This window comes from Nocardiopsis sp. NPDC050513, assembly GCF_044457925.1.
In the GTDB taxonomy this organism is placed as follows: Bacteria; Actinomycetota; Actinomycetes; order Streptosporangiales; family Streptosporangiaceae; genus Nocardiopsis.
Map to the genome: position 1 here is coordinate 500,689 of NZ_JBITHK010000001.1, position 22,786 is coordinate 523,474.

Genomic DNA, 22,786 nt, shown 5'->3' on the forward strand with positions numbered 1-22,786 from the left:
GCACCGGAAGGGACGCGGCCCCGTGCGACGGCGGACCGGGCGTCAGCCGACGCCCTTGCTGAGCGAGCCCAGCAGGTCGCGGTTGAGCTGGGAGATCGTGTCCAGCGGGATGCCCTTCGGGCAGACCGCGGCGCACTCACCGATGTTGGTGCAGCCGCCGAAGTCCTCCTCGTCGTGCTGGTTGACCATCTTCACCACGCGCGTCGCCCGCTCGGGCTGCCCCTGCGGGAGCATGCCCAGGTGGGTGACCTTCGCGGCGGTGAACAGCATGCCGGAGGCGTTCGGGCAGGCCGCCACGCACGCGCCGCAGCCGATGCAGGTCGCGGCGTCGAACGCGCGGTCGGCGTCGGCCTTGGGCACCGGGGTGGCGTGGGCGTCCGGGGCGGTGCCGGTCGGGGCGCTGATGTAGCCGCCCGCCTGGATGATCCGGTCGAACGCGCCCCGGTCCACGACCAGGTCCTTGACCACCGGGAACGCCTTGGCCCGCCACGGCTCCACGGTGATGGTGTCGCCGTCCTTGAAGCTGCGCATGTGCAGCTGGCAGGTGGTGGTGACCTCCGGGCCGTGCGCCTCTCCGTCGATCACGACACCGCAGGCGCCGCAGATGCCCTCGCGGCAGTCGTGGTCGAAGGCGATCGGGTCCTCGTCCTGGAGCGTGAGCTTCTCGTTGAGGACGTCGAGCATCTCGAGGAAGGACATGTCCGGGGAGACGTCCGAGAGCTCGTAGTTGACCATCCGGCCCTCGTCGCCCGGGCCCTTCTGGCGCCATACGCGCAGGGTGATGTTCACTTGTAGCTCCGCTGCTTCATCTCGACGTACTCGTACTCCAGGGCTTCCCTGTGGAGTACGGGCTTCTCGTTCTCGCCACCGAACTCCCAGGCCGCGACGTAGGCGAACTCGTCGTCGTGCCGCAGCGCCTCGCCGTCCTCGGTCTGGCTCTCGGAGCGGAAGTGGCCGCCGCAGGACTCGCGGCGGTGGAGGGCGTCGACGCACATGAGCTCGCCGAGCTCCAGGAAGTCGGCCACGCGGCCGGCCTTCTCCAGGGCCTGGTTGAGCTCGTCGTTGGTACCGAGCACCTTGACGTCGCGCCAGAACTCGGCACGCAGCTCGCGGATGCGCTCGATGGCCTTGGTCAGGCCCTCCTCGTTGCGCTCCATGCCGCAGTAGTCCCACATGATGTGGCCGAGCTCCTTGTGGAAGGAGTCGACGGTGCGGGAGCCGTTGACGGAGAGCAGCTTCTCGATCCGGGAGGTGACCTGCTCCTTGGCGGCGACCGCCTCGGGGTGGCTCTCGTCGATGCTCTCGAACGGGCCGGCCGCCAGGTAGTCGTTGATGGTGTTCGGCAGGACGAAGTAGCCGTCCGCCAGACCCTGCATCAGCGCGCTGGCGCCCAGGCGGTTGGCGCCGTGGTCGGAGAAGTTGGCCTCACCGGTCACGAACAGGCCCGGGATGGTGCTCTGGAGGTCGTAGTCGACCCACAGGCCGCCCATGGTGTAGTGCACGGCCGGGTAGATGCGCATCGGAACCTCGTACGGGTTCTCGCCGGTGATGCGCTGGTACATGTCGAACAGGTTGCCGTACTTGGCCTCGACGGCGGCCCGCCCCATGCGCGTGATCGCGTCCGCGAAGTCCAGGTAGACGCCCAGACCGCCGGGACCGACGCCGCGGCCCTCGTCGCAGACGTTCTTGGCGGCGCGGGAGGCGATGTCACGCGGCACCAGGTTGCCGAAGGACGGGTAGATGCGCTCCAGGTAGTAGTCGCGCTCGTCCTCGGGGATCTGGCGGGGGTCGCGGTCGTCGCCCGTCTTCTTGGGCACCCAGATGCGGCCGTCGTTGCGCAGCGACTCGCTCATCAGGGTCAGCTTCGACTGGTACTCGCCGCTGACCGGGATGCAGGTCGGGTGGATCTGCGTGTAGCACGGGTTGGCGAAGAGCGCGCCCTTGCGGTGCGCGCGCCAGGCGGCCGTCACGTTGCAGCCCATGGCGTTGGTCGACAGGAAGAACACGTTGCCGTAGCCGCCGGTGGCCAGGACCACGGCGTCGGCGAAGTGCGTCTCGATCTCGCCGGTGACCATGTCGCGGGCGATGATGCCGCGCGCCTTGCCGTCCACGACGACGACCTCGAGCATCTCGTGGCGCGTGTTCATCGTGACGCTGCCCGCCGCGACCTGGCGCTCCAGCGCCTGGTAGGCGCCGATCAGCAGCTGCTGACCCGTCTGGCCGCGCGCGTAGAAGGTGCGGGAGACCTGCACGCCGCCGAAGGAGCGGTTGTCGAGGAGGCCGCCGTACTCACGGGCGAAGGGCACGCCCTGGGCGACGCACTGGTCGATGATCTCGACCGACGTCTGGGCCAGGCGGTAGACGTTCGACTCGCGGGAGCGGAAGTCGCCGCCCTTGACGGTGTCGTAGAACAGCCGGTGGATGCTGTCGCCGTCGTTGCGGTAGTTCTTGGCCGCGTTGATGCCGCCCTGGGCCGCGATGCTGTGCGCGCGGCGCGGGCTGTCCTGGTAACAGAAGGACGTGACGTTGTAGCCCGCCTCGCCCAGGGTCGCGGCGGCCGAGGCCCCGGCCAGGCCGGTGCCGACGATGATGACCGAGAGCTTGCGCCGGTTCGCGGGGTTGACCAGCTTGGCCGAGAAACGGCGCTTGTCCCAGCGCTCGTTGATCGGGCCCTCGGGCGCCTTCTCGTCCCGGATCGGAGCGCCCTCGATGTACAGGTCGTTGTCAGACATTGCTCACCAGTCCAAAGGTGACCGCCAGCGGCGGGAGAAGGAAGCCGACGGTCACGACCAGCGCGATGGCCACGGCGACGGCGTTGATCTTGCCCTGCCGGTCGGCCCTGTTGACGCCGAGCGTCGCCGCGCCACTCCAGATGCCGTGCCGCAGGTGGAAGCCGACCGCGATGACCGCCGCCACGTAGAACAGGGTCACGTACCAGTACTCGGGCTGGAATCCGTTGACGAGCCGCTCGTAGGGACTGTCGGAGGCGCCGCCCGGCGCGATGGCGTTCACCGTCAGGTGCAGGATGTGGAAGATCACGAAGAGCGCGATCAGGAGCCCGCCCCAGCGCATGGTGTAGGACGCGTACGTGCGCCGCACGCGCTTGGTCACCTGGTACCGGCTGACACCGCCGCGCGCGCGGTTGTCGCGCCGTGTGAGGACCACGGCGCAGTAGATGTGGATGAGGACGGCCGCCAGGAGGACGACCCGTGCGATCCACAGGAAGCCCTCATGCGGCAGGAGCGGGTAGCCGAGGTCGCGGAGCCCCTCGGCGTAGCCGTCGAAGGCCTCCTGGCCCAGGAAGACTTTGAGGTTGCCGTACATGTGCGCGATCAAATACAGCACGAGGATCGCGCCGGTGACCGCCATCGCTGCCTTGAGCGCCACCGTGGACCCGTAGGCCGTAGACCGCTTCTTGGTCAAGGTACTGTTCGCCACAGCCTGCCACTTTAAAATCGAGATAAGTCTGACGTCCAAGTCATCAGGACCCTGGTGTCCATAGCCCTAGGCTATGAAGCATGCAGTTCCAGCAGCTCGCGTACTTCGTCGCGGTAGCCCGTACACGCCATTTCACCCGCGCAGCCGAGCTTTCGCGCGTCGCGCAACCCAGCTTGAGCAAACAGATCCGCAGCCTTGAGCGGGAGTTGGGAGCACCGTTATTCAGTCGTGCCAGGGGAAACATCACACTCACACCGGCGGGTGAGGCGCTGCTGCCGCTGGCCCAGCGGATGCTGACCGACCTGGAGACGGCCCGCCGCGAGGTCGCGGAGCTGGCCGGGGTCCGCCAGGGGCGGGTGCGGCTGGGCGCGACCCCGTCACTGTGCGCGGGGCTGCTGGCCGACGTGCTCGCGGACTTCCACACCCGCTTCCCCGGCATCGAACTCCAGGTCGAGGAGAGCGGTTCGCGCGACCTGATCCGCGACCTCGGGCGCGGCGAGCTGGACCTGGCGCTGATCATCCTCCCCCTGCAGAGCAGCGACCCGGACTTCGCCACCACGCCGATCCTGCGGGAGAACCTGGTGGTGGCCAGCCCGATGAGCCAGCCCTCGCCGAACGGCCGCGCCTCGATCCGCATCACCGAGCTGCAGGGCCGCCCCCTCGTCATGTTCCGGCGCGGATACGACGTGCGCGAGGCGACGCTGCGGGCGTGCCGGGCCGCGGGGTTCGACCCCGAGCTGGCCGTGGAGGGCGGGGAGATGGACGCCGTCCTCCGGTTCGTGGAGGCGGGGCTCGGCCTGGCGGTCGTGCCGAGCATGGTGCTGCGCAACCGCCCCGGCCTGCGCGGGACCCCCCTCGCCCGCCCCCGACTGCTGCGGACGGTGGCGCTGGCGCACCGCAAGGACGTGGAACCGTCGCACTCGGCGGACGCCTTCCGCCGCCACCTCAACCGGTACCTGCTGGCCCTGACCCCGCAGGAGCTGGGCCCGGACCTGGAGGTGCTGATCTCGGCCATGGACGCGGGCGCGCCCGAGGGGACGGCGGACCCCGCGCGGGGAGCGGACGGCGCGTAGCCAGGCCGCGGGGAAGCCGCGCTCCAGAACCGGACGAACCACAAGAACAGGTCGGAAGGTAGCAGCTTCCCCACGATTCACCCCCTTTACCACAAAGGGTGAAAACCACGAAAACGACATTCGCCCCAAAAGCCTATAATTTCGAGCAAAACCAGCCCCGGGAGTGGCGTATTTCACATACGTTCACTCCATGTTTCTTGGCCACTGGAACGTGACCGTGATCACAGCGCCCTAACGTTGCGTTGCAGCACGGCTTCGCTACTGCTTCTCCCCAGCCGTCCAGCACGCACGGAGAGCGGCCGCGGCCACGGGGAGCGCGTTGGCCCACCCGCGAGCCGAGGGCCCCTCCTCAGAGAGGTGGAGACCACGGTGACCTCGTCACAGAGAGCGCGTCCGGACAGCGGCCGGGTGCGCATCGCCCAGCGCACACTGCGCACCGACCGATGGTGGCTCGGACCGACCCTCACCACACTGGGCCTGGCCGCCTTTCTCGTCTACGGCACGGTCCGCGTGTTCCAACAGGACCACTACTGGGTCCAGGAGTACCACTACCTGACCCCGTTCTACTCGCCGTGCCTGGCGCAGCAGTGCGCGCCGGACGCGGCCCTGTTCGGGCGGCTCCCCGTGGAGTTCCCGCCCTTCGTCCCCTACGCCCTGGTCAGCCTGCCGATCCTGCTGCTGTTCCGGGTGACCTGCTACTACTACCGCAAGGCCTACTACCGGTCGGTGTGGCAGGCGCCCACCGCCTGCGCCGTGCGCGAGCCGCACCGCTCCTACACCGGCGAGACCCGGCCGCTCATGCTCCCCCAGAACGGCCACCGCTACTTCTTCTACGCCGCCTTCGCCATCACGGCCGTCAACACGTGGGACATGGGGATCGCCTTCCTCCACGGCACCGACGGCGGGTTCGGGATCGGCGTCGGCAACCTGGTCATGCTCGTCAACGTGCTCATGCTCTGGGGGTACACGCTCAGCTGCCACTCCTGCCGCCACGTCTTCGGCGGTCGCCTGCGCAGCTTCGGCACCCGGCCCGTCCAGTACTGGATGTGGACGCGGCTGTCCGCGCTCAACAACCGGCACATGTACTTCGGCTGGTTCAGCATCGCCACCCTCATGACCACGGACGCCTACATCGCCCTCGTGGCGAGCGGCGCCATCACCGACCTGCGGATCCTCAACTGAGCCCCGGGGAAGGAAGACATCCGTACATGCCCTCCACAGCAGAACCCGACATCACCCGGTACGCCTACGACGTCGTGGTGATCGGCGCGGGCGGAGCCGGGCTCCGCGCGGCGATCGAAGCCCGGGAACAGGGAAAGCGCACGGCCGTCATCTCCAAGTCCTTGTTCGGCAAGGCGCACACCGTGATGGCCGAGGGCGGCGCCGCCGCCGCACTCGGCAACGTCAACCCCGCCGACGGATGGCGGGTGCACTTCCGCGACACGCTCCGCGGCGGCAAGTTCCTCAACGACCCGCGCATGGCCGAACTCCACGCCCGCGAGGCGCCCGAACGCATCCTGGAACTGGAGTACTGGGGCGCGCTGTTCGACCGCACCGAGGACGGGCGGATCAGCCAGCGCAACTTCGGCGGGCACGAGTACCCCCGCCTCGCCCACGTGGGCGACCGCACCGGACTGGAGATGATCCGCACCCTCCAGCAGCGGGTGGTGGCGCTCCAACAGGCCGACGCCGCCGAGTTCGGCGATCCGGAGGCCCGCCTGCGGGTGTTCGCCGAGACCGCGGTCACCCGGCTGCTCACCGAGGAGGCCTCCGACGGTCGGCTCGGCCGGATCCTCGGCGCGTTCGGGTACCGGCGCGTGGACGGCGGATTCGTGCTCTTCGAGGCGCCGACGGTCATCCTGGCCACCGGCGGCATCGGCAAGGCGTTCCGGACCACGTCCAACTCCTGGGAGTACACCGGCGACGGCCACGCGCTCGCCTTGCGAGCCGGGGCCTCCCTCATCAACATGGAGTTCGTCCAGTTCCACCCGACCGGCATGGTCTGGCCGCCGTCGGTCAAGGGCATCCTCGTCACCGAGTCGGTGCGCGGCGACGGCGGGGTCCTGCGCAACTCCGAGGGCGCGCGGTTCATGTTCGACTACGTGCCCGACGTCTTCCAATCCCAGTACGCCGAGACCGAGGAGGAGGCCGACGGCTGGTACTCCGACCCCGCCGGGCACCGCAGGCCGCCCGAACTGCTGCCCCGCGACGAGGTGGCGCGCGCGATCAACAACGAGGTCAAGGAGGGGCGGGGGTCCCCGCACGGCGGGGTGTTCCTGGACGTGTCCACCCGCCTGTCCGCGGAGGAGATCCGCACACGGCTGCCGTCCATGCACCACCAGTTCAAGGAGCTGGCGGACGTGGACATCACCGCGGAACCGATGGAGGTCGGCCCCACCTGCCACTACGTCATGGGCGGGGTGCGCGTGGACGCCGACACCGCCGCCTGCGACGTGCCCGGGCTGTTCGCGGCGGGCGAGGTCGCGGGCGGCATGCACGGGTCCAACCGGCTGGGCGGCAACTCCCTGTCCGACCTGCTCGTCTTCGGGCGGCGGGCCGGACTCGGGGCGAGCGCCTACCTCGACTCCCTGGACGGCTCGGAGCCGCCGCGCGCCGCCGTGGAACGCGCGGCCGCCCAGGCGGTCGCCGAGGCGCTGTACCCGCTCAAGCAGGGGGACGGCGTCAACCCGTACGACGTGCACGGCGAACTCCAGGACACGATGAACGACCTGGTCGGCATCATCCGGCGCGGCCCCGAGATGGAGCGGGCCCTGGAACGCCTGGACGAGCTGGAGGAGCGCTCGCGTCTGCTCAGCGCGCCCGGCGACCGGGTGTACAACCCGGGCTGGCACCTTGCCCTCGCACTGCCGAACATGATCCTGGTGTCGCGGGCGGTCACCGCCGCCGCACTCGAACGGACCGAGTCCCGCGGCGGGCACACGCGCGACGACCATCCGGAGATGTCACCCGAGTGGCGGCGGGTCAACCTGGAGGTCAGGGCGGGCCGCGACGACGGTGTGACGCTGTCGCGGCGGCCGATCGCCGACGTCCCGCGCGCGTTGCTGGACCTGTTCGACCGCGACGAGCTGGCCAAGTACCTGACCAAGGAAGAGCTGCCCGAGGACCCCGAGCCGGGCGGGGCGGCGGAGGACACGGCGGTTGAGGAGGGCCGGTCATGAGCGACCGTAGGTTCCGGGTGTGGCGCGGTTCCGGCGACGACGGACGGCTGACCGAGTACACCGTGGAGGTCCACGAGGGCGAGGTCGTGCTGGACGTGCTGCACCGCCTCCAGGCCACGCAGGCGCCCGACCTGGCAGTGCGATGGAACTGCAAGGCGGGCAAGTGCGGGTCGTGCTCGGTGGAGATCAACGGCAGACCACGGCTCTCGTGCATGACCCGGATGAGCGTGTTCGAGCCCGACGAGGTCGTCACCGTGACGCCGATGCGCACCTTCCCCGTGGTCCGGGACCTGGTGTGCGACGTGGGGTTCAACTACCGGAAGGCGATGGAGATCCCGTCCTTCACCCCCGATCCCGCCACCGGCCCCGGTGACTTCCGCATGGCCCAGGTGGACGTCGAGCGGTCGCAGGAGTTCCGCAAGTGCATCGAGTGCTTCCTGTGCAACAACGTGTGCCACGTGATCCGTGACCACGAGGAGAACATGGAGCACTTCTCGGGACCGCGGTTCCTCATGCGCGTCGCCGAACTGGAGATGCACCCGGAGGACACCGCCGACCGGCGCAGGATCGCGCAGGACGATTTCGGGATGGGGTACTGCAACATCACCAAGTGCTGCACGGAGGTGTGCCCGGAAGGCATCCACATCACCGACAACGCGCTGATCCCGCTCAAGGAGCGCGTGGTGGACCGCAAGTACGACCCGCTCGTCTGGCTCGGATCGAAGATCGGCGTGCGCCCCAAGGACACCCCGATCGTGCCGAACATCCGACGTCCCGCCGACAGGGACTGAGGCCCGGCGCCGTGCGGGGCGGAGGTCCGCCGCCCCGCACGGGTGGTCAGTCCGTGAAGACGAACGGAAGGCTGCGGACGAGGCCGGCGGTTTCCGACCTTCGCTGGGTCTTCGGCGCAGGAATCCGTGGGTGTGAAGAGAAGACCAGGCAACGCCCTTCCGTGGAATGGGCCGGAAGAATTCCACTCCTCTCCGCGTCAGGCCCGTCCAGAGCACTCGCCACACGTAGATGAGCTCATTCCAGGGCCGGAAAACCACTGGGAGCCCGGCCCGTGCCCGTGGAAGACTGTGCGCCATGACCGACGATCGCGCCGACGTGCTGCGCAGGCAGTTCGACCTCACCTGGGCACTGTTCGAGTACCACCTGGACCGCCTGGTCCCCGAGGACTTCCTCTGGGAGCCCGCCGCGCTCTGCTGGACCATGCGGGACGCGGAGGGCGGTTGGGTCCCCGACTGGGCCGACACCGAACCCGACCCCGTGCCCGTGCCGACCATCGCCTGGCTCTCCTGGCACATCGGCTGGTGGTGGGGGATCACCCGGGACCACCTGGCCGGGCGCACCCCCAGGGAGCGGGACGAGGTCCGCTGGCCCGGCCCGGACAAGTCCGTGGCCTGGCTCCGCGACCTGGGCGAAGGGTGGTCGCGGGAGATGTCCCGCCCCCTCGATCTCGACGCTGCCGCGCCCTTTCCCTGGCCGGAGGGCAGTGGAATGACCGTCGCGGACACCGTGGCCTGGGTGAACGCCGAACTCATGAAGAACGCCGCCGAGATCGGACAGCTGCGGCTGCTGCGCGCGGCCCGGTAGCGGAACCCGCGCAACGGCTACCGCGGCGGGGACACGCCTGGCCGCCATGGGGCGCGACCCGACCCTGTAGCATGCGGCGCACCGAGACATCGTCGTGAAGTCTCCGCCCCGGATCTCCTGCCGCGGGCGGTTCCCCCACCGAGGACGGAGAAGCGTGCCCTCGACCTTCGACTACCAGCTCCCGTTCCCGCCGAACCAGGTGTGGAACACGCTGCCCGCCGCCGTGCAGCGCACCAAGAAGGCCTCGGGCGCGGGGAACCCGGTGCCGGGCGGCGGCTACCGCTACTCCTTCTCCACCGGCATGAGCTGGCGTACCTGGGGGTTCACCGTGTTCGTCGACCTCTACTCGCTCCCCCAGGGCACGCAGATCCGGGTCTCGCCCAGCATGAACCTGGGCCTGGTCGACTGGGGAGAGGGCCGCGACATCGCCAACGAGCTGCATCTGCACCTCACGAACCTGCTCCAGGCGCAGAGCGGCCACGGCCAGGGGCCGCGGCCCGGCTGGTAGCCGTCGGCAGGAGCGATGTCCTTCTCCGACCACATGCGCCGCGCGGCGGAGCACGCCCTGTCCGCCGTCCCGTCCGACGTCTACCTGGTCGGGATGCGCATCGAGGGCGTCGACCAGGACCCCCGTCGCCCCTACCTCGCGCTGGGCTACAACACCGAGTCGCACTACCGGTCCGAGATGCGGCGCCAGTCCTCCCCCGACCCGCTGGAGGTGCGCTGGCTCTACGCCCACTGGATGCTGGACGTGGAGCGGGAGGCGTTCATCGGCCACCCCGAGGCCGACCCCGAGGGCGCCGCGCTGCTCCTCCGGGACGCCGAGCGGCTGGGGCTGCGGTACGGCGTTCCCGACGATGAGGTGAGCGACAACGCCGGGGCCGAGGAGGAGCGGCTGACCGCCCACTTCGACGGCCTGTGCGTGGACCTCGCCCGCCATCTGCACCGCAGCGGCCGCCTGGCCGAGATCCTGGGCCGCCCGACACCCGTCATCCTGTACGACATGTTCCGCGGCGACGCCGAGATCGCCCTCAGCACGGCGGCGAACCCGCCCGAGTTGCTGACCGGCTTCCTCTCCTTCTACGAGGGCGCCGGGGCCGTCAGCCGAGCCGGCGGGCCAACACCTGTCCCGGCCACGCACCGAACAGGAATCGTTCGGTGGGGGTGAAGCCCTGGCGCCGGTAGAAGGCGACCAGCTCCCCTCCGCCGCCCGCCCAGCAGTCGACGCGCAGCAGCGCGACACCCGCCCGCCGCGCCTCCTCCGCGGCATGGGCCAGCAGCGCCGCCCCGACTCCCCGGCCGGCGTGCCGTCGGTCGGAGACCAGCAACCGGACATACCGCTCGGGTTCGTCGGCGGGCGCGATCGGCATCCTGGTACTGGGCGCGGAGTGCAGCACCAGGGCACCGGCGGGAACTCCGTCCAGCTCCGCGATGTACGGGGTGAGCTCGGCGGTGTACCGCTCGACGCGCTCCACCCCTCCGGGCTTGCGCGAGAAGGGTGTCGTACCCCACTGCTCGGTGTTGCCGCGCTCGTTCATCCAGACCACCGCGGCGTCCAGCATGTCCAGAACCGCCGGTGCGTCGGCCGGGTCGCCCGGTCTGATCCGCAGGCCCTGCGTCGTCTCGTCCACGGCGGAAGCCTAGACCACGCCGTGACCTCCCCGGCTATCCGCCGACCGCCGTGCCCACCGGCTCGGGCGCCTCCTCGTCCCGTTCGGAGCCGGGGGTGTGCACCCGCTCCAGGCGGGCTCCCTCCACGTCGACGTCCGGCAGGATCCGGTCCAGCCACCGCGGCAGCCACCAGGCCTTGTCACCGGCCAGGTGCAGCAGCGCGGGGATCAGCGTCAGCCGCACCGCGAACGCGTCCACCAGGACACCGAACGCCAGGGCGAAGCCCACCGGCCTGATCATGGCGGTGTGGGAGAAGATGAACCCCGCGAACACCGAGATCATGATGACCGCGGCCGCGGTGACCACCGCGCGCCCCGCGAGCAGCCCCTTCTGGACCGCCACCCGGGCGGGCGACCCGTGGACGTAGGCCTCGCGCATGCCGGATCCCAGGAACAGCATGTAGTCCATCGCCAACCCGAACAGGATGCCCACCATGATCGTCGGCAGGAAGCTCAGCACCGGTCCGGGGGACTCGACGCCGAACACGGCGCCCAGCCACCCCCACTGGTAGATGGCCACCACACCGCCGAGCGCGGCGGCGAAGGACAGCACGAACCCGAGCGTCGCCACGACCGGCACCAGGAGCGAGCGGAACACCACGAGCAGGATGACCAGCGAGAACCCCACGACCACCGCGAGATAGCCGGGAAGGGCGTCGCTGAGCTTGTCGGACACGTCGATGTTGCCGCTGGCCGTTCCGGCCACGCCCAGCTCCGCGCCGTCGTCGAACGGGTCCAGCCCGCGCAGCTCGTGGACGAGCGCCTCGGTCGACTCGCTCGACGGCCCCTCGGCCGGCACGACCTGGAACACGGCCACGCTCCGGTCGTCGGACAGCGCGACCGGCGCGACCGCCTCCACCGCGTCCCGCCCGGCGATCGCCTCGGCGACGTCCAGCTGCCGGGCGACGGCCTCCTCCTCCGAGTCCGACCCCGGCAGGTCCGCCACGACGACGAGCGGCCCGTTGGCCCCCGCCCCGAACGCCTCGTCCACGGCCGTGTAGGCGCGGTACTGGGTGGAGTCGTGCGCCTCGGTCGACCCGTCCGGAAGCCCCAGGCGCAGTTCGAGGGCGGGTACCGCGACGACCAGCAGCACGGCGGTCACCAGCACGACCCGGGCGACGGCTCCCAGGGTGCCCATCGTGCGCACGGGGGCGTCGCCGTCCTCGGCGGGGGCCGACCCCCGCCGGGCCCGCTCCCCGCGGGACAGGACGCGCTCGCCCACCAGCGACAGCAGCGCGGGGGTGAGGGTCACCGCCACAAGCACAGCGACCGTGACGGCGAGGGCGCCGACGTTCCCCATCATCCCGAGGAAGCCGATCCCGGTCAGGTTGAGTCCGAGCAGAGCCACGAGCACCGTGGCGCCGGCGAACACCACGGCGTTGCCCGCCGTGCCGTTGGCCAGGGCGATCGACTCCCGCACGTCCAGGCCCCGCCGCATCTGTCGGCGGTGCCGGTGGATGATGAACAGCGCGTAGTCGATCCCGACGGCCAGACCGAGCATCATGCCCAGGATCGGCGTCACCGACGACATGGCCACCAGGTCCGACAGCGCCAGCGCGCCGAGCACCGCCACGAGCACGCCGACGAGCGCCTGCACGAGCGGCAGTCCGGCGCCGATCAGGGTGCCCAGCATGATGACGAGGACGATCGCGGCCACGGCGAGGCCGACCGCCTCACCGACGCCGAAGACCTCGGGGGGCGTCATGGCGATGTCCGAGCCGAAGTCGGTGTCGACGCCCGGGATCTCCTCGAAGGCCGCGATGACGGCGTCCTTGGTCTCCTGGGCGACCTCGTTCTGCTCCTCCGTGAAGGCCACCGTGACCAGGGCGGTGGCTCCGTCCTCGGACACCACGCGGATGCCGTCGGACAGCTCCAGGAGGCGCGCGCCCTGATCCAGGCTCTCCTCGCCCTCCTCCAGCTCGGCGAGGCGACCCTCCAGCTCCTCGATCTGCGGCTCGACGAGGTCGAGCGTCCCCGCCTCCTCCGCCTGCGCACGGGCGGCCTCCAGCCCGGCTTCGATCTCCTCACGGCCGCCGGTGATCTCGGCGCGGCCCTCCTCGATCTCCGCCCGCTGCGCCTCCCGCCCCGCCTCGATCCCGAACGGGTCCGCGGCGGACTCGACGCCGTCGACCGACTCGGCCTCCTCGACGCGGTCGGCGATGTCGGCGCGTTGGCCGTCGGTGAAGGGTTCTCCGTCCTGGGTGCGCAGGACGACGGTGCCCGTCCCGCTGCCCATCCCGGAGAACTCGTCGGCGAGCCGGTCGCTGACCTCCGTGGTCGGGGTGCCGGGGAGGGAGAAGCTCTCCTCCAACTCTCCGGCGAAGAGTGCGTAGGCCCCCGCGGCGGCCACGAGTGCGGCCAGCCACAGGACGATCACGGTCCGCGCGCGCCCGGCGGCGCCGCGACCGAGTCGGTAGAGCAGTTCTGCCATGGTCAACTTCCGGTGTCGTGGTGGGGAGCGGAGATCAGGCGAACCCGTCGCGCAGGGTGGTGAACAGGCGTTCCTGGAGGTCGTTCCAGACCTGTCGGGTCTCGGGGGTGTCGACCGCGCCCGTGGCCCGGTCCCAGTGGTGGAGCACCGCCATGAGTCCGGCGATGAACGAGGCCACCAGGATGTGCACGTCGAAGGGGTCGGCGTCGGGGTGGTGGCGTTCCAGGGTCCCCGCGAGGGAGGCGCTGAACTCGTTCATCACCCGGTCGACGAGGAGCAACTCCCGGTGCGAGAGGTCCCGCTTTGGGCCGCCGAGGACCCCGGTCAGGTAGGTGATGGTGGAGAGGAGGTCGGTCTCGCGGAGGGCGTCGGCGAACTGGTCCGCCATCGACCCCGCGCCGCCCTCCGCCCTGGCCGCGATGCTGCGGCGCAGGGTGTCGGTCAGATCGCTGACGGCCTCGTCGCACACCTCCATGACGACGTCGTCGAGGGAGGAGAAGTGGTTGAACACCGTCCGCCTGGCCACGTCCGCCCGTTCCGCCAGTTCGTCGACGGTGAAGGTCGGCCCGCTCCGCTCGTCGATGAGCTCCGCGGCTGCGTTGATGATCGCGCGGCGGTGGCGGGCCTTGAGCGCTTCGCGACGGTTCGCGGCGGGCGGCGTGGTGTGGGCCATGACGTCACACTAGAAGCTTCTTGCACTGGAGTGCACAGATGCATCGAGTGCAATGGATCACGTCGGTTTCCAACGCGACGTCGGGTCACCGAGGGCCTGGTGCCGCAGGGGATCAACCGGAAACCCTCCCACCTCGCTCCCCCAGGAGGCAGGGGAGTGCGTGCCCGCCTCGGGTCACCGAAGGGGGGTTGGCGTCGACCTGTTCGCGGCTCCCCAGCGGGCTGGGTGTGGTGTTTTACTGCCCCGGTCACCGGTGGGGGTGTGGCTCGTCCGGAGGGCGTGTTCGCGCAGCGAATTCGTTCCGGAGGGCGAGGTCCCTCACCTACCGTCACCCCGGACGGTCCACAGATATGCAGAAGGCGGCCACCACGTGGGAACGTGATTCCGAAGTGATGACACCCCCGACCCCAGGAGCGGGGGGTGGACGGTCCAGCAAACACCCGCCCCAAGCCCCACACAGGTCCGCACACCCGTCACCGGAAAGGGGGTCTACACCCTCCCCGCCCGCCCAACCACAGGGGGGTTAGGGAAAACCCTCCCCGCCCGCCCAACCACAGGGGGGTTACTGAGGGACCGGTACAGGACCACAGGGGGGGTTGCTGAGACCCGACCGGTACGGCACCACAGCGAAGCCAGGCAACCTCTCCACCTCCCCACCTCCCCACCCACTCGGCCCCAGGGATCGGCCGGGGACCCCGCACGGGAGCGGCGACGCCCACGCCATGAATCCACCGGTCCACGCCCCACCGGCCCACTCCACACCCCACCGGCCCACACCCCCACAGGGCGTCAGAAGCCCCGGTCGGCCCATTCCTCCAGATGCGCCGCGGCCTCGGCGACGGTGGTGGACTCGCCGTGCCCGGGGTGGACGACGGTCTCCGGCGGCAGGTCGACCAGATGGTCGCGGATGCTGGCGATGATCGTCGGGAAGTCCGAGAACGGCTGTCCCGTGGCGCCAGGCCCGCCGGGGAAGAGCGTGTCCCCGCTGAACAGCGTGCCGATCTCCGGCGCGTACAGGCAGACCCCGCCGGGTGTGTGCCCCGGGGTGTGCAGGACCTTCAGCTCCACTCCCCCGGCGACCAGGGTCTCCCCGTGCAGGAGCGGGGCGTCCGGCTCGCGGTTCGGGTGGACGTGGTGCCAGAGCTCGGCGTCGTCGGGGTGCAGCAGGATCGGGGTGTCGGTGAGGTCGGCCAGGGCGACAGCCGCGTTGACGTGGTCGCTGTGCCCGTGGGTGCACACGATCGCCATGAGTTCGCGGTCGCCCAGGCCCCGGGCGATGCGCTCATGGTCGTGGGCGGCGTCGATGACGACGGCGGAGTCGGCGTCCCCGACGATCCACACGTTGTTCTCGACGTCGAACTCGCTGCCCTCGAGGCTGAAGACGCCCGAGGTGCGGAGTCTCTCCACGGGGGGAGGGGCACTCGACAAGGCTCACCACCTGTACGTGTCGCGGGCGGGTCCGGCGCTCTGAGCCTATCCCCCGATTCCCCCGGCACACACGGCTTCCCGCCGAACGCGGGTCAGTGCCCGCCGGGTTCGAAGTCGCGCCGCAGGGTGTAGGGCTGGATGAGGCCGAGGCCGTGCGCGTGGCGGGCCCGCACCTTCACCACCTGGAGCCCGTCCTCGCCCGCGAGGCTCTCGGCGAGGCTGTCGTCGATGAGGACGGTCCCGGGGCGGGCGAAGGAGGTCAGGCGGCTGGAACGGTTGACGGTCGTGCCGAACACGTCCCCGTGCAGGGTGAGGACGGGCCCGTAGGCGACGCCGACCCGCACGTCGGGGACCTCCACGTGGGTCTTGACGCCGGAGGCCAGGCGCAGCGCGATGTCGGCGGCCTCACGCGGGGAGTCGGCGACGTAGAGCACCTCGTCGCCGAGGGTCTTGACCACCCGTCCGCCGCCGGAGGCGACGATGTCGGCCGCGGTGGCCTCGAACCCCTCGACCACCTCGGCCAGCTCTACCTCGTCGAGTTCACGGCTGAGCGTGGTGAAGGAGACCAGGTCCGCGAAGCCGACGATGAGCGGGTAGTAGTTGGGGACGATGTCGCTGTTGTTGGACATCACCGCCAGGGTGCGTGCGGTGGACGCGGCCAGCTGGCGCCGCCAGATGTGCAGCAGCAGCCGCTCGACGTCGGGCAGGAGCTCCTTGACCCGGTTCATCAGCGGGCTGGCCGCGGCCTCGTCGCCGTCCTTGAAGATGAGCGTGCTGAGGATGCTCGTCTGCCAGTCGGCGAGGCGGGCCATCGTCTGCCCCATGGCGCGAGCGAAGCGGACGACGCCCTCCTCGTCCAGGACGCCCTCCTCCATCAGGGAGTGGGCGATGCGCAGGGCCTCGACGTCGCTCTCGGCGAAGACGGGGTCGTCGTCGCCCTGCGTGGGGAAGCCCAGGGCACGCCAGACGCGGCCCGCGAGTTCGGCGTCGGCTCCGGAGAGCTCGACCGCCTGCTGCCTGCTGTAGACCGGTTCACCGCCGAGCAGGACGGACTCGATCGCTTTCGGGTCGGGACGCGACGGCATACGTTCTCTCTCAGACCATCCCCGCCTGGGCGGGGAACCAGCACTTCGTCACTGGGCCGACGGTGCGGCGCCGCGCGGCGCGCGGCGCCCGGGTTCATTCCGGCGGTTCCCCTCCAGCTTACGCCCGGGGTTCCGAACGGCCAGGGCCGGGCCCTGACCGTCGGTGACGAACCAGGCCCACAAGGTCACCGCGCGGTGAAGACCGTCACCGGTCCCGGGACCGCAGCCGGACGCCCGGACGCGCGAAGGCGCGGCCTGACCCGTTCGGACGCGGACGCAACCGACAACGTTCCGCGGGCCCGCCGCGTTCCCGGCCGGGCGTTCCGCCCGGTCAGGCGCCGGGGCGCACGTGGACGACGTCGCCCGCGCTGAGCGCCCGGGTCCCGCCCGGCGCGTCCACCACGAGCCTGGCGTGGTGGTCGACGGCGGTCGCGGTGCCCTCCAGCAGCGCACCGCCGGGTAGGTGGACGCGGACCCGTCGGCCCACGGTCACGCACATCCCCCGGTAGGCGTCGGCGAGTCCGCTGGCCTCGGCGTCCCCGTCGGCGGCCGACCACGCGGCGTACAGCTCCTCGAAGCCGCCCAGGACGGCGCCGAGCAGCGCGGAGCGGTCCAGATCGGTGGCACCCTCCCCGCGCAGGGAGGCCGCGGTGTCCACGGGAAGTTCGCCGCGGGTTTGGGAGACGTTCACACCCATGCCGACCACGACCGCCGGGGCGTCGGGGTCGGAGAAGTCCGCCTCGGAGAGGATGCCCGCCAGCTTGCCGTCGCCGGGCGCGCCCCCGGCCCGGACCCCGGCCCGGACCTCGGCGGGGACGATGACGTCGTTGGGCCACTTCAGCGCGGCCCCGACCCCGGACACCCGGCGGACCGCGCCGACCGCGGCGACGCCCATGAGCATCGACAGCCAGCCGAGGGTGTCGGCGGGAACGGTGATGCGCAGCAGGACGGAGAAGGTGAGCGCGGCGCGGTCGGGGGTGGTGAAGTCGCGCCCGAGACGGCCGCGCCCGGCGGTCTGGTGCTCGGTGGCCAGCACGCTGCCGTGCGGCGCCCCGGCCTTGGCCCGCGCGAGGAGTTCGGTGTTGGTGGAGCCCACGGCGGGGAGCACGTCGACGCCGCGCCACATCCCTCCGGGGCGCGCCAGGGCGGCGTTGAGCGCCACCGGGTCGAGCGGCGGTCGGAGGACGTCGTCGGTGTCGTGAGCCATGCACCCATTACAGCAGCGCGGGAATCCCTGGGGAGAACCCTCTCCCGTCCCGAGCACGACCGCGCACCCTTCCCGAGCACGACCGCGCCCCCACACCCTTCCCGAGCACGACCGCGCCCCCGCACCCTTCCCGAGCACGACCGCGCCCCCGCACCCTTCCCGAGCACGACCGCGCCCCCGCACCCTTCCCGAGCACGGGGGCACGTCGCGTCCGTCCGCGTCAGCCGGTGTTCTGGAGTCCGGCCGCCACACCGTTGACCGACAGCAGGAGCAGGCGCTCCAGGTGCTGCTGGTCCTGTTCGGACAGGGAGTCGGCCTCCTCGCCCCGCAGCGCCTCCAGCGCCCGCAGCTGGAGGTGCGACAGCGCGTCCACGTACGGGTTGCGCAGGTCCACCGCGCGCGAGAGCACCGCGCGGTTCTCCAGCAGGCGGCTGTGCCCCGTCACCTTGAGCACCAGTTCGCGTGTGCGGTCGTACTCGGCCAGCACCCGCTCGCTCAGTTCCGGCCGCCCGCCCAGCGCCAGGTAGCGCTCGGCGATCGTGCGGTCGGTCTTGGCCAGGCTCATCTCCGCGTTGTCCAGCAGCGACGCGAACATCGGCCACTCGCGGTAGGCCTGCTGGAGCACCGAGACGTCCTCGACGGCCGCCAGGCCGGTGCCCAGGCCGTACCAGCCGGGCAGGTTCACGCGGGTCTGCGTCCACGCGAACACCCACGGGATCGCCCGCAGGTCCCCCAGCCCCTTGGCGGCGCCGCGCCGCGACGGACGCGAGCCCAGGCGCAGCTCCCCCAGCTCCTCCAGCGGGCTGACCTGGGAGAACCACACCGCGAAGCCCTCGGTGCCGATCAGCTCCAGGTAGGTCTCCTGCGCCGCCGCCGCGATGGTGTCCGCGAACGGTCGGAACCGCTCGGCCGCCGAGCGCTCGCGCTCCTGCACGGCGTCGGTCGATGCCATGAGGATCGCGTGGCCCACCTGCTCGACGTGGCGGCGGGCGATCGCGGGCTGGCCGTAGCGGGCGAAGATGACCTCGCCCTGCTCGGTCACCTTGAACCGGCCGCCGACCGAACCCGGCGCCTGCGCGAGCAGCGCACGGCTGGCCGGGCCGCCACCGCGGCCCAGGGACCCGCCCCGGCCGTGGAAGAGGGTCAGTCGCACGTCGTGCTCGCGCGCCCACGCGGCCAGTCGGGCCTGGGCGTCGTACAGCCGCAGCGTGGCGCTGACCGGGCCGACGTCCTTGGCCGAGTCGCTGTAGCCGAGCATGACCTCGATCCGCCGGCCGGACTCCGCCAGGCGGCGCTGGACCCCCGGCAGCTCCAGCATGCCGGCGAGGACGTCGGGCGAGGCGTCCAGGTCGGCGCCCGTCTCGAACAGCGGGATCACGTCCAGGACGGGGACCCGGTCGGCGGGCAGCGCGTAGCCCGCCAGCTCGTACACGGCCGCGATGTCCTCGGCCGAGCGCGTGAAGCTCACGATGTAGCGGCGGCAGGCCTCCACCCCGAAGCGCTCCTGGATCCAGGAGATCACCCGCAGGGTCGCCAGCACCTCCTCGGTGCGCTCGGAGGGCCGCTCGCCCGCGCGCAGCTCGGCCAGGGCGGCGGCGTGCACCTCGCTGTGCTGGCGGATCTCCAGCTCGGCCAGGTGGAAGCCGAAGGTCTCGGCCTGCCAGATCACGTGCTGGAGCTCTCCGTAGGCCTGCCGGACCGCACCGGCGGCGACCAGGGAGTCCTGGACGACGCGCAGGTCGGCGAGGAAGTCGGCGGCGGTGGCGTAGGCCAGGTCCGCGTCGCGCTCGCGGGTCGCGCGCAGCCGCGCGGCGCACAGCAGCAGGAACTGGCGGTGCGGCTCGTTGGGCGAGCGCCCGGTGATCTCGGCCAGGAGGGCGGGGTGTCCCGCCTTGGCGGCCGAGATGGCGTCCAGGAGGGCGGGGCTGGCCGGGGTGAGGTTGGAGTAGGCGGTGAGGGTGCGGGCGACCTGGCCGCACGCGTTCTCCAGACCGCGCAGCACGTGCTCGGACTGGATGCGCATGGCTTCGCGCGTCACGTCGTGCGTGACGAACGGGTTGCCGTCGCGGTCGCCGCCGATCCAGCTGCCGTAGCGGACGAACGGGGTCGCGCGGGGGGCGCGCACGCCCGTTCCCCCGGGGTCGACCGCCGCGTCCAGCGTCCGGTACACCTGCGGGATGACCTGGAAGATCGTCTCGTCGAACGCGGCGAGCGCGGTGCGCACCTCGTCGAGCGGGTCGAGCTTGGTGTAGCGCAGCTGGGAGGTGCGCCAGAGCAGGTCGATCTCCTCCATCAGGCGCCGGTGCGCCTCGGCCGCCGCGCTGCTGCCCTCGTGGGCGGCGTGCCAGGCGTCCAGCTGGGCGCTGATCCGCAGGATGGACGTCGACACGGCGCGCCGGCGGGCCTCGGTGGGGTGCGCGGTGAGCACGGGGTGGAACTCCATGCCCGCGACGAGTTCGTTGAGGCGCTCCTCGCCCCCGTCGGTCTCACGGATGGCGCGCACGGCGGCGGCCAGGGACTCGCGGGGCGGGTTGGCGGCGTCGTCGCGCTCGCGCAGGGCGCGCATCCGCTGGTGCTCTTCGGCCAGGTTGGCCAGGTGGAAGTACACGGTGAAGGCGCGCGCGACCTGCTTGGCCCGCTCCAGGGGCCACTCGGACACGATCGCCGTGATCTCGTCGGTGGAGACCGACCCGTCGCGGGCGCCGATCACGGCGTGCCGGAGCTTCTCCACGTCGGCGAGCAGGTCCTCGCCGCCGCTTTCGGCCAGGACCGTACCGAGCATCTCACCGAGCAGTTTGACGTCATTTCGGAGCTGCTCGGGAACTACCTGCCTGGCACTGTCTCGTTCTGCGCTAACCGCTGTCATGGGGCCGAGACTACAGAGGTCGGGCCTGCGCGGACGCGATCGGGGGGTGGATTTCACCGGCTTTGCCAGCGCGTTAACAATTGTGTGCGGCGGCGATGAATTCACATTCGGTCACGCGCGAATTCCGGAAGTCCGTCCCGTTTTCGGCGCGGTGCGGGGCCCCGCGGCCCTGTGCTCTCCCTCACTCCTACTCATGAGTAACCCAGGGCCGCCTCGGATTGTTCAACAACCCAGCGGCTAAGCTCTGTTGACATGGCCACCCAAGCCCCAGAGCCGCCGTCCGCGGCTGAGATCGACATCCACACCACCGCTGGCAAGCTCGCCGACCTGCAACGACGCCGGTACGAGGCCGTGCACGCCGGTTCCGAGCGAGCCGTGGAGAAGCAGCACGCCAAGGGCAAGATGACCGCGCGCGAGCGGATCGACGCCCTGCTCGACCCGGGTTCGTTCGTGGAGTTCGACGCCCTGGCACGACACCGCTCGACCAGTTTCGGCCTGGAGCGCAACCGCCCCTACGGCGACGGCGTCGTCACCGGCCACGGGACGGTCGACGGGCGCCCCGTCGCCGTCTTCAGCCAGGACGTCACCGTCTTCGGCGGCTCGCTCGGCGAGGTCTACGGCGAGAAGATCACCAAGGTCCTCGACCACGCCCTCACCAACGGGTGCCCCGTCGTGGGCATCAACGAGGGCGGCGGCGCGCGCATCCAGGAGGGTGTGGTCTCGCTGGGCCTGTACGCGGAGATCTTCAAGCGGAACACCCACGCCTCCGGTGTCATCCCGCAGATCTCGCTCGTCATGGGCGCCGCGGCGGGCGGCCACGTGTACTCCCCCGCCCTCACCGACTTCGTCGTCATGGTCGACGAGACCTCCCAGATGTTCATCACCGGCCCCGACGTCATCAAGACGGTCACCGGCGAGGACGTGTCGATGGAGGAGCTGGGCGGCGCCCGCACCCACAACACCAAGTCGGGTGTGGCCCACTACATGGGGGCGGACGAGCACGACGCGATCGACTACGTGCGCACCCTGCTCGGCTACCTGCCCGACAACAACCTCGAGGAGGCGCCGGTCCTGCCGCCCGAGGACGACCCGGGCGACGGGCCCACCGACGCCGACCTGGCGCTGGACGCGTTCATCCCGGACTCGGCCAACCAGCCCTACGAGATGAAGCAGGTCGTCGAGGCGGTCCTCGACGACGGCGACTTCCTGGAGGTGCACGCCCAGTTCGCCACCAACATCGTGGTGGGCTACGGCCGCGTCGACGGCCGCTCCGTGGGCGTGGTCGCCAACCAGCCCATGAGCTTCGCGGGCTGCCTGGACATCGACGCCTCCGAGAAGGCCGCGCGCTTCGTGCGCACCTGCGACGCCTTCAACATCCCGGTCCTGACCTTCGTCGACGTGCCGGGCTTCCTGCCCGGCACCGACCAGGAGTGGGACGGCATCATCCGGCGCGGGGCCAAACTGCTCTACGCCTACGCCGAGGCCACCGTCCCGCTGATCACCGTGATCACCCGCAAGGCCTTCGGCGGCGCCTACGACGTCATGGGCTCCAAGCACCTGGGCGCCGACGTCAACCTGGCCTGGCCCACCGCGCAGATCGCCGTCATGGGCGCCCAGGGCGCGGTGAACATCCTGCACCGCCGCACCCTGGCCGACTCCGAGGACGTCGAGGCCGAGCGCGCGCGGCTGGTCGCGGAGTACGAGGACACCCTCCTCAACCCCTACTCGGCGGCCGAACGCGGCTACGTGGACGGGGTCATCATGCCGTCCGAGACGCGCGACCAGGTCACCAAGGCCCTCAAGGCCCTGCGGAACAAGCGCAAGCAGCTTCCGCCCAAGAAGCACGGGAACATCCCGCTGTGAACGAACCGACGACACCGCCGCACGTGGTCGTGGTCCGCGGCGCCCCCTCAGACGAGGAGCTCGCGGCCCTCGCCGCCGTGCTCAGCGCGCGTGCGGCCCGACGCGCCACCGACGCCGACGCGGCGACGGAACCGGCCTCCGGTTGGCGGGACCGCGCACGGAACCTGCGTGCGCACGTGCCGCCCCGGCCCGGTCCCGGCGCCTGGCGCCTCAGCCTGAGGTGACCCCGCCGCCCCGATTCATAGAATTTCCGTTGAGCGGACGGCGCTCTCCAGCT

General features: G+C 71.0%; 19 protein-coding genes. 9 read left to right on the forward strand and 10 right to left on the reverse strand.

Annotation, left to right across the window (positions count from 1 at the left end; genetic code table 11):
* Positions 1-42: 42 nt before the first annotated feature.
* From ACIBFB_RS02195 to ACIBFB_RS02205, 3 genes are read right to left on the reverse strand one after another with little or no spacing between them, the layout of a single operon-like run.
* Positions 43-789, reverse strand: coding sequence for a succinate dehydrogenase/fumarate reductase iron-sulfur subunit (locus tag ACIBFB_RS02195; RefSeq protein WP_397225209.1), 747 nt, complete (start codon positions 787-789; stop codon positions 43-45).
* Positions 786-2,732 carry a fumarate reductase/succinate dehydrogenase flavoprotein subunit gene (locus ACIBFB_RS02200; RefSeq protein ID WP_397225211.1) on the reverse strand — a complete coding sequence of 649 codons (1,947 nt, stop codon included), beginning with the start codon at positions 2,730-2,732 and terminating at the stop codon, positions 786-788. The genes ACIBFB_RS02195 and ACIBFB_RS02200 overlap by 4 nt, the downstream gene beginning before the upstream one ends.
* Positions 2,725-3,387 (reverse strand): succinate dehydrogenase cytochrome b subunit, encoded by a 663-nt coding sequence (locus ACIBFB_RS02205; RefSeq protein ID WP_397225438.1) that lies wholly within the window; start codon positions 3,385-3,387, stop codon positions 2,725-2,727. The genes ACIBFB_RS02200 and ACIBFB_RS02205 overlap by 8 nt, the downstream gene beginning before the upstream one ends.
* Positions 3,388-3,518: 131 nt before the next feature.
* Between ACIBFB_RS02205 and ACIBFB_RS02210 the strand changes: the two genes are divergently transcribed.
* The 7 genes from ACIBFB_RS02210 (at position 3,519) to ACIBFB_RS02240 (ending at position 10,454) form a co-directional block, all read left to right on the forward strand.
* Positions 3,519-4,511: a LysR family transcriptional regulator gene (locus ACIBFB_RS02210; RefSeq protein WP_397225213.1), complete on the forward strand. Its 993-nt coding sequence runs from the start codon at positions 3,519-3,521 to the stop codon at positions 4,509-4,511.
* 369 nt (positions 4,512-4,880) lie between these two features.
* Positions 4,881-5,693, forward strand: a complete 813-nt coding sequence (locus ACIBFB_RS02215; protein ID WP_397225215.1) for a hypothetical protein — start codon at positions 4,881-4,883, stop codon at positions 5,691-5,693.
* A 26-nt stretch (positions 5,694-5,719) separates the two neighbouring features.
* Positions 5,720-7,690: a fumarate reductase/succinate dehydrogenase flavoprotein subunit gene (locus tag ACIBFB_RS02220; protein ID WP_397225217.1), complete on the forward strand. Its 1,971-nt coding sequence runs from the start codon at positions 5,720-5,722 to the stop codon at positions 7,688-7,690.
* Positions 7,687-8,481 (forward strand): succinate dehydrogenase/fumarate reductase iron-sulfur subunit, encoded by a 795-nt coding sequence (locus ACIBFB_RS02225; RefSeq protein ID WP_397225219.1) that lies wholly within the window; start codon positions 7,687-7,689, stop codon positions 8,479-8,481. The genes ACIBFB_RS02220 and ACIBFB_RS02225 overlap by 4 nt, the downstream gene beginning before the upstream one ends.
* 295 nt (positions 8,482-8,776) lie before the next feature.
* Positions 8,777-9,286 (forward strand): DinB family protein, encoded by a 510-nt coding sequence (locus ACIBFB_RS02230; RefSeq protein ID WP_397225221.1) that lies wholly within the window; start codon positions 8,777-8,779, stop codon positions 9,284-9,286.
* Between the two features lie 154 nt (positions 9,287-9,440).
* Positions 9,441-9,794, forward strand: a complete 354-nt coding sequence (locus ACIBFB_RS02235; RefSeq protein ID WP_397225223.1) for a hypothetical protein — start codon at positions 9,441-9,443, stop codon at positions 9,792-9,794.
* A 15-nt stretch (positions 9,795-9,809) separates the two neighbouring features.
* Positions 9,810-10,454 (forward strand): hypothetical protein, encoded by a 645-nt coding sequence (locus ACIBFB_RS02240; protein ID WP_397225225.1) that lies wholly within the window; start codon positions 9,810-9,812, stop codon positions 10,452-10,454.
* Here ACIBFB_RS02240 and ACIBFB_RS02245 read toward each other — a convergent pair.
* From ACIBFB_RS02245 to ACIBFB_RS02275, 7 genes are all read right to left on the reverse strand, one after another.
* Positions 10,387-10,917, reverse strand: a complete 531-nt coding sequence (locus tag ACIBFB_RS02245) for a GNAT family N-acetyltransferase (protein ID WP_397225227.1) — start codon at positions 10,915-10,917, stop codon at positions 10,387-10,389. The two genes, ACIBFB_RS02240 and ACIBFB_RS02245, sit on opposite strands and share 68 nt — an antisense overlap.
* 34 nt (positions 10,918-10,951) lie before the next feature.
* Positions 10,952-13,387 carry an MMPL family transporter gene (locus tag ACIBFB_RS02250; protein ID WP_397225229.1) on the reverse strand — a complete coding sequence of 812 codons (2,436 nt, stop codon included), beginning with the start codon at positions 13,385-13,387 and terminating at the stop codon, positions 10,952-10,954.
* 34 nt (positions 13,388-13,421) lie between these two features.
* Entirely contained in the window at positions 13,422-14,060 is a 639-nt protein-coding gene (locus ACIBFB_RS02255; protein WP_397225231.1) for a TetR/AcrR family transcriptional regulator, read from the reverse strand.
* A 789-nt stretch (positions 14,061-14,849) separates the two neighbouring features.
* A complete protein-coding gene (locus tag ACIBFB_RS02260; RefSeq protein ID WP_397225233.1) occupies positions 14,850-15,467 on the reverse strand; it encodes an MBL fold metallo-hydrolase in 618 nt (205 codons plus the stop codon).
* A 113-nt stretch (positions 15,468-15,580) separates the two neighbouring features.
* Entirely contained in the window at positions 15,581-16,573 is a 993-nt protein-coding gene (locus ACIBFB_RS02265; RefSeq protein WP_397225235.1) for an adenylate/guanylate cyclase domain-containing protein, read from the reverse strand.
* A 331-nt stretch (positions 16,574-16,904) separates the two neighbouring features.
* The gene (locus tag ACIBFB_RS02270; RefSeq protein WP_397225237.1) at positions 16,905-17,780 is read right to left on the reverse strand and encodes a biotin--[acetyl-CoA-carboxylase] ligase; all 876 of its coding nucleotides are present in this window, start codon (positions 17,778-17,780) and stop codon (positions 16,905-16,907) included.
* A gap of 220 nt (positions 17,781-18,000) precedes the next feature.
* Positions 18,001-20,646: a phosphoenolpyruvate carboxylase gene (locus ACIBFB_RS02275; RefSeq protein ID WP_397225239.1), complete on the reverse strand. Its 2,646-nt coding sequence runs from the start codon at positions 20,644-20,646 to the stop codon at positions 18,001-18,003.
* A gap of 252 nt (positions 20,647-20,898) precedes the next feature.
* On the opposite strand from ACIBFB_RS02275, the gene ACIBFB_RS02280 reads away from it, so the two are divergent.
* Both ACIBFB_RS02280 and ACIBFB_RS02285 read left to right on the forward strand, forming a co-directional pair.
* Positions 20,899-22,509, forward strand: a complete 1,611-nt coding sequence (locus ACIBFB_RS02280) for an acyl-CoA carboxylase subunit beta (RefSeq protein ID WP_397225241.1) — start codon at positions 20,899-20,901, stop codon at positions 22,507-22,509.
* Complete coding sequence (locus ACIBFB_RS02285; protein ID WP_397225243.1) at positions 22,506-22,733, forward strand: acyl-CoA carboxylase epsilon subunit; 228 nt, start codon at positions 22,506-22,508, stop codon at positions 22,731-22,733. Before ACIBFB_RS02280 ends, ACIBFB_RS02285 begins: the two co-directional genes overlap by 4 nt.
* The last annotated feature ends 53 nt before the right edge of the window (positions 22,734-22,786 follow it).